Below are 2,978 nucleotides of genomic sequence, written 5' to 3' on the forward strand. Positions count from 1 at the left end.
ATCCTGATCTACGGGCGCAGGATGTGTTTCTTGCGGAGCAGCCAGACTCCTACGGAGACGGTGAGCCAGACGAGTGTGGCGAGCGGGAAGACCACGAAGGGTCTGGTGCGGGGCAACCAGATCCAAAAGACAAACGCGAAGCCGGCGAGGCCGATGCAGCCCATCGCGGTGCCGTGTGCGTCGATGGCGGCGACGACCCGGCCGCGATTCGTTCCGTCAAATCCGGCGCGGGCTTTGTGCTGTTCTTCATGCCCTTCGACGAGGCTTGCGCTGGCGGGGAAGATTGCCGGGAAGGCGAGGAAGAAGCCGCCGATGACGGGGCCGAATCGCTGCGCGATCAATCCTGCGATAACGCAGACTGTTCCGCCGAATGCGAAGCGGATGATCCACTCGTGGGGTTTAATTCCCTTGATTGCGGAGAGACGAGCATGGACGATCACGGCGGCTATCTCACGATCAGCCAGAATGCGAACGAGGCGGCAAACCAGACTGGCATGAGGGTAATGGTTGCCGTGAGAGCGCGCGGTTTCCAGCGAATCAGCATGCAGCTTACGCATGAGGCGTAAAGCAGGAATGCGATCGCGCCGCAGATCATGGATCGCGCCTCGGTGGCTGCGTAGGTTTTGCCGTGACTGGCGATGGTGATGCCGATGGTGGCGAGCGCGATGGAGGGAGCGGCACCGAAGAGACCGGCGAAGCTCTTGGGGCGGAACATTTCAGCCAGTACGGCGAAAAAGCTGACGATGATGCCACCGATCAGGAAGCGGGCGAGAAGTTCTCCAATCTCAACATGCACGGAGATCAGTCCTCACGCGGCTCGCTGCGCCTTCTTGATGATGCGCATGGCGGCGGTGGTTTTCTTGCAGCCGAGGAGGGTGTATTCCTTGCCTTCAAGGCGGTGGTAGTTGACGAAGAACTCTTCGAGCTCGCGCAGGAATTTTTTAGGCAAGTCTGACAGCCGCTTGATGTAGGCGTATTCGTGGTTCATCTCGGCAACGGCAAGCAGTCGATCATTGCGAATCTTCTTCTTTCCATCGGTCTGCTCGCCTTCGATGATGCCGATGAGGCGGGCGCGGACAGCGATGCCGGGGAAGGCAGGTTCATCCATGAGAAGCAGGACGTCGATAGGGTCGCCGTCCGGGGCGAGGGTCCGGGGCAAGAATCCGAAGTCGTAAGGGAAGCTCATGCCAGCGGGAAGAACTTTCTTAACAGTGAAGATGTTCTGTTCGACGTCGAAGGCAAATTTGTTGCGACTGCCCTTTGGGGTTTCGATAATGACCTGGATAATCCCATCCCTTCCGTCGACCGGTTTAAGCAGGACTGGGTTTGCCATACTTGCAGCAGCCTTTTTTGCCATGAGATACTCCGCTCCAATTTATTAACAAAACTTTAACCTGCAAGCTGAGAGAGCTACGGAGTTGATTCGGTTGCCCTAACTGCGTTTGACGCAAGCGAGAAACCTTCAGCAACTTGACAGTGTTGCTGTGCGATTTCTACACTTAGAAAGGAGAATCCTACCCATTTCAAGCTCTAAGCATCTCATTTGGGGAGGATTATCCAGTTGGGGCGGCAGCATCGACCTGCGCAATGCAGGGAGTCACCCCAAACAAACGAGGTAGCCGGTCAGATGCCTGAGACGCGCGTGAGTCCGCGGGAGCGGTTGGTTCTTACTGCGATTATCGAGCTCTATATCGCTACCGGGGAACCTGTGGCCTCGCAGGCCGTCGCAGATCATTTTGCGCACAAAGAAGGATTGAGTTCCGCGACCATCCGCAACGTGATGGTGTCTCTGGGGGATGCCGGTCTGCTGGAGCAGCCGCACACCTCGGCCGGCCGAGTCCCGACGGCTGCGGCGTTTCGTTATTACGTGGAGCAGATTACGCGTCCAGAGGCGCCGATAGGGCGCATTGGGGTAGGTGGGGCTGCATTCGCGCATCTTCCTCAGAGCGGGATTCCGCTGAGCGAGGAGCGCCGCGGGCAAATTGAGGAAAGCTTTTCGGGAGTTACGAGTTCGAACGAGTACCTGGAGCGTACGTCGCATGTGCTGGCGCTGATTTCGAGCGGACTTGGTGTGGCGCTTGCCAGCAATGCGGAGGAGCAGGTGCTGGAACATATACATTTTTCACGGCTTTCCGCGGGACGGGTTCTTGCCGTGCTGGTGACGCGGGCAGGCGCAGTGCTGGACAGGGTTTTGGTTCTTGACCGGGAGCTGACGCATCTAGAACTGGAGACGGCAGCGCGGTATCTGAACGAGACGTTTCACAACTGGCCGATCGATCGGATACGGACTGAAATTGCGCGCCGTATGGATGAGGAACGGGCTGCGTACGACCAGTTGCTTGCGTCGGTAGAGGAACTTTGCCGGAAGGGAGCGCTGGCGGTGGGGGATGCGGCGTCGGTGCTCTACGTGGAGGGCAGGGCGAATCTAATCGCGGCAGAGGTGGATCGGGAGCGGTTGAAGCAGATGTTGCTGGCGCTGGAAGCCAAGCAGCGGCTGGTGGATTTGCTGACTGCTTATGTGAGTGGCAGCCAGCAGGAAGTGCGTGTTGTGGTAGGACTAGATGAGGCTTCCCCGGCGATGCAGGACCTGGTGCTGATCGGGGCCCCGGCCCGGCTGGGTGGCAGCAGCCTGGGAACGGTGGCAGTGATCGCGCCGACCCGCATCCAATACCAGGAGATGATCCAGGCGGTGCGATACGTGGCGAGGCTTTCGGATCGCCTACTGGAGATTTCAACCCAGTAAGACGACCCGGAACCCCGCAAGGCTATCGCGCGGAGGAGGTTCCGCATCCAGTGGGGCTTTGCACCGTAAGACATCGCAGAAGAAGACCGTCGGTCGCCAAGGAATTTATCATTGACTAAGAAGAGAAACATTTGGGGAATACGTAGAGATATGCCAGAGAAGGAAGCAGAGTTGTCGGCGTTGGAGAATGCGGAAGCCACTGTGCCTGAAAAGGCCGCAGGGGATGCGGTTGAGG

The 2,978-nt window shown here is 58.4% G+C and carries 4 protein-coding genes; 1 reads left to right on the forward strand and 3 read right to left on the reverse strand.

Annotated elements, in window-relative coordinates; translation table 11 throughout:
• Positions 1–8 precede the first annotated feature (8 nt).
• Genes WA354_RS12485 through WA354_RS12495 form a run of 3 tightly spaced genes read right to left on the reverse strand, consistent with a single transcriptional unit; the run spans position 9 to position 1,357 of the window.
• Positions 9–440, reverse strand: coding sequence for a hypothetical protein (locus tag WA354_RS12485; protein ID WP_472813339.1), 432 nt, complete (start codon positions 438–440; stop codon positions 9–11).
• Between the two features lie 5 nt (positions 441–445).
• Positions 446–796 (reverse strand): DUF3147 family protein, encoded by a 351-nt coding sequence (locus WA354_RS12490; protein ID WP_472813340.1) that lies wholly within the window; start codon positions 794–796, stop codon positions 446–448.
• A gap of 12 nt (positions 797–808) precedes the next feature.
• Entirely contained in the window at positions 809–1,357 is a 549-nt protein-coding gene (locus WA354_RS12495; protein ID WP_472813341.1) for an inorganic diphosphatase, read from the reverse strand.
• Between the two features lie 270 nt (positions 1,358–1,627).
• Between WA354_RS12495 and WA354_RS12500 the strand changes: the two genes are divergently transcribed.
• Complete coding sequence (locus WA354_RS12500) at positions 1,628–2,743, forward strand: HrcA family transcriptional regulator (protein ID WP_472813342.1); 1,116 nt, start codon at positions 1,628–1,630, stop codon at positions 2,741–2,743.
• The last annotated feature ends 235 nt before the right edge of the window (positions 2,744–2,978 follow it).

This window comes from Occallatibacter sp. (genome assembly GCF_049802275.1).
Taxonomy (GTDB): domain Bacteria; phylum Acidobacteriota; class Terriglobia; order Terriglobales; family Acidobacteriaceae; genus Telmatobacter.

Coding starts and splice junctions, on each gene's coding strand:
- WA354_RS12495 (WP_472813341.1), bottom strand. CDS start 1,357: ATGGCAAAAAAGGCTGCTGCAAGTATGGCAAACCCAGTCCTGCTTAAA.
- WA354_RS12500 (WP_472813342.1), top strand. CDS start 1,628: ATGCCTGAGACGCGCGTGAGTCCGCGGGAGCGGTTGGTTCTTACTGCG.